The 2,767-nt window shown below is 55.5% G+C and carries 4 protein-coding genes; 1 reads left to right on the forward strand and 3 read right to left on the reverse strand.

All coding sequences use genetic code 11. From position 1 onward, the window contains the following. Nucleotides 1-604: DUF1045 domain-containing protein (locus tag WBC85_RS01785; RefSeq protein ID WP_424432970.1), on the reverse strand; the 604-nt coding region annotated here is incomplete at its 3' end. Then, on the reverse strand, nucleotides 597-1,478 hold the full coding sequence (locus WBC85_RS01790; RefSeq protein WP_424432971.1) for a DMT family transporter: 882 nt from the start codon (nucleotides 1,476-1,478) through the stop codon (nucleotides 597-599). The genes WBC85_RS01790 and WBC85_RS01785, both read right to left, overlap by 8 nt. Before the next feature lie 133 nt (nucleotides 1,479-1,611). Here WBC85_RS01790 and WBC85_RS01795 point away from each other — a divergent pair, with 133 nt between their 5' ends. Continuing rightward, nucleotides 1,612-2,277 carry an NYN domain-containing protein gene (locus WBC85_RS01795; protein ID WP_424432972.1) on the forward strand — a complete coding sequence of 222 codons (666 nt, stop codon included), beginning with the start codon at nucleotides 1,612-1,614 and terminating at the stop codon, nucleotides 2,275-2,277. Nucleotides 2,278-2,337: 60 nt separating this feature from the next. On the opposite strand, the gene WBC85_RS01800 is transcribed toward WBC85_RS01795, so the two are convergent. Then, nucleotides 2,338-2,767: hypothetical protein (locus WBC85_RS01800; protein WP_424432973.1), on the reverse strand; the 430-nt coding region annotated here is incomplete at its 5' end.

Consider the following 2,767-nt stretch of genomic DNA (forward strand, 5'->3'; position numbering starts at 1 on the left):
GGTGTGTGATGTTGAAAGGGTCTGCAAGGAGCGGCGCAAAATGCAGCATCCCCGCCGCTGTGACTTGTTCGATCTTCGCGTCATTCAGTGACCCGGTCAGGGTCACATGGAACTGGAAATCATCCATCACATAGGGATAGCCCCATTGCAGCAAATGTGCGCGCTGCTGTTCGCTTAGGCGGGCTTTGGCACGACGGGCGAGATCCTCTGCGCAAAGCGGCGCGCGGTACACGTCCAATGCGCGCACAGCTTGGCAGGCGAGCGCACTAACGTACCGGTCGTCTTCAACCGTCAGCGCGAGGAAACGTCCAATGCGCGAAAGCGACAGGTGCCCACATTGAACTTCTGGGCTTTGTTTACACAAGGCCCCAAAATCCGCTTTCAGCTCGGCTTCGGACCGGCCCTGCGCCAGATAAAACGGGGCCTTGATCGTTGCGTGAAAGCCATAGGGGCGCGGTCGCGACGTAGCTTGCGTCATATCTACGCCCTCAACGGCGGGTTGTTCGGCGCCGCGTCCCGACGCAATATCCCAGCCCAGCCAGCACGCGCCAAGCTTACCCGCCAAGCCGTCGAACGTATAATATATCGCATAACGCTCAAACATCGCGCGGCTTTCGCGTTGCCAGATAGACGCCCAACGATGCGATAGCGAGCCCGACCCATGCCATCGGCGGCATGATTTCACCCAGCACCATCCACGCCGCCAAAGCGGCCAAGGGCGGTACCATGAAGAACAGCGCCGAGACACGGCTCACATCCCCCGCGCGGATCATCGCAAGCAATAATCCGACGGCGATGACCGAATTGCCGATCACCAGATAGGCGAGCGATGCGATGAACGCGCCAGTCCATTCGACATGGAAATCGCCCTGCAACGCCAACGCAGGCAAAATGCCGACAAAGCCGGCACCATAGCCAATCAGATTGGCGGTGACGGGATGGTGGCTAAGGCCAAACTTCTTTTCCCAGAGCGAGCCACCGCTAATGCCGAGCAAAGCAATTGCAGCAAACCCAAGCCCGAGCCAACTCGGCGGTTCTATTGTCGAGCGTGCACCAATAACCAGCACTGCGCCCAGCAAGCCAAGCCCAAGACCGATCCACGCGCGAGCGCCGATCACTTCGCTTGTCCATAGCGGCGCCGCGAGCGCTACAATGATTGGTTGAAAGGACATCAACAGCGCCAGCGTTCCAGCGCCAATGCCTGACGCAAACGCGTAGTAACAAAAACCAAAGTAGACAGCCTGAATGAGAAACCCGACAAAGGCCAGATGCACCCAATCGGCGCGTGTTTTGGGCAGGGGGGGGCGCAGGATCGCGAAAAGGACCGCCATGATGAGCACCACGCTGCCAAATCGTAGCGCAAGCAACGTCATCGGATCGGTATATAACAAGCCGACTTTCGCCACCGAATAGCCGAATGCCCATAACAGCAAAAAGATAAGTGGCGCGAGCGTTAGCCATAAAGGGCGAGAGGGCATAGGTCGTCTCTTGAAAAAATTTGAACCCTTCACTGGTGCTTGCAAAGCATGCTCATGTCCAGAGGTCGCGACAATTTGCACATCTTATGCGTGCAGGATTGACGCTGATTCAGCCATTGCTTACGCATGGAATATGAAGACACCATTGATTTTGTTTGCAGTTTCCGCATGTGTTACCGGCCTTGGATATCTGTTCCCTGCCTGGTCGGATCTGCTTTTGTTAGGCATCCCGTGTAGCATCGCCAGCCTTTGGTTGATCTGGCGTGGATGGCTTGGCGGCGATCAAACGCCTGTCCAAAGGCTAAGACCATCGCCAACGCATCGCCCGAAACGTGTGCAACGCGTCGATCTGCACAAAGTCAAACCTCCGAGGGAAGAGGAAATCAATGCGCAGAACTGGGTCATCGTGGATGGATCCAACGTGATGCACTGGATCGATAATGAGCCAAATATCCAACCGGTGCGCGATGTCCTCGCGCATCTGACACAGCTCGGTTACACGGCGGGTGTCATGTTTGATGCAAGCGCGGGCCACAGGCTTCAGGGGAAATACTGGCACGATGACGCATTCAGTCGCTTGCTGGGAATTCCCGAAGACCGCATAATGGTGGTCCCCAAAGGCACTATCGCAGACAAGTATATCTTAACGGCTGCCAGAGATTTCCGCGCGAAGATTGTCACGAACGACCGGTTCCGCGATTGGGCCGATGCGTTCCCGGAAGTTCACGAGTTCGGTTTTTTGATTACGGGTTGGTATCGCGATGGGAAGCTGTTCACGTCTCTGGAATTGGAAGCTTAAACAAACGGCGCACGTGTGACAGCGCAAGGGCGCTGCCGTGCGCACGATGCTTTTACTTTTTTATACGTCCACACTTATGCGGATTTTGGATGGATCCACGTCGAAATGCGCCGCCAAGCCTCGGCGCGCCTGTTCAGGAGTAATCGTGTTTGCCGACACTTTTTGGGCCTGCTGCAGGTCAAACTTGCAGTCGGCGAAATGCACGTCGAGCGGCTTGACCGTGCGCATTCGATTATTTCTGCTATGCTCAGGTTTTTCCGCGAGCCACTTTTCGTGCTCTTTCTTAATATGCTCTAGCAGCCGAGGTGCAGGCACTAACCAAGCCGATAAATGGTCAACATCTTTCCCCGTCGCCATTAGGCAAGAATCCACATCGTTCAAGCTAGGCACGTTTGCGTCGGCATCTCCAGAATCGGCAGTAAATTGCACTGAGCCGTGAACTGTATTGACCACCAATAAGCAGAGTTTGTCGTCCAGCTCTACAACGTAT

This window comes from Planktotalea sp. (assembly GCF_049680325.1).
Lineage (GTDB): Bacteria > Pseudomonadota > Alphaproteobacteria > Rhodobacterales > Rhodobacteraceae > Planktotalea.

Bases quoted from the DNA above. Each gene is read 5' to 3' on its own strand.
- WBC85_RS01790 (WP_424432971.1), bottom strand. From the start codon at position 1,478: ATGCCCTCTCGCCCTTTATGGCTAACGCTCGCGCCACTTATCTTTTTG.
- WBC85_RS01795 (WP_424432972.1), top strand. From the start codon at position 1,612: ATGAAGACACCATTGATTTTGTTTGCAGTTTCCGCATGTGTTACCGGC.